The sequence below is a fragment of the Acetobacter musti genome, assembly GCF_011516835.1.
Lineage (GTDB): Bacteria > Pseudomonadota > Alphaproteobacteria > Acetobacterales > Acetobacteraceae > Acetobacter > Acetobacter musti.
In genome coordinates this window covers 1-532 of sequence record NZ_WOTB01000135.1, presented here as the reverse complement: position 1 = coordinate 532, position 532 = coordinate 1, and the positions used below count along the sequence as shown (strand labels likewise).

Sequence of the window (532 nt, the reverse complement as noted above, 5' to 3'; positions counted from 1 at the left end):
GCCGTACAGTTCGATGATGTCGCAGAATTCGCAGCTGAACGGGCATCCGCGCGAGAACTGGATTCCGACATGCAGATACTGGTTCAGTTTCAGCAGATCAAAGCGCGGGAGAGGGCTCAGGGTGACATCCGTTTTGCCCATGGGGGCTGTGAAAACGCCCTGCCTGGCGCCGCTTCGCCATGCGGCGATGAAGTCGCCCATGATTTCCTCGGCTTCTCCGAGGACCTGAAAGTTCGCGGCGCTGTAGATGTCCGGGCTGGAGGTGACGTCAGGGCCGCCGGTCACCACCGGCTTTCCGGCTGCGCGGCACATGTCGATGATCTGCAGGGCGTCGTTTCGCTGGGGCAGCATTCCGCCGGTCATCACCATGTCGGCCCATGCGACATCGTCTTCCGTCAGGCGTTCAGTGTTGCGGTTGACGAGCCTGACCTCCCAGTGCTTCGGGAGCAGGGCGGCGACGGTGATCAGGCCGAGGGGCGCTGCCGGGTAGCGTGCGCCGGTCAGATCGCAGGTTTCTTTGTAGTTCCAGAAC

Annotated in this window: 1 pseudogene; it reads right to left on the bottom strand. The window is 62.4% G+C overall.

The features are described from left to right. Positions 1-532, bottom strand: a pseudogene (locus GOB93_RS21075) (cobalamin-dependent protein); the annotation flags it as partial.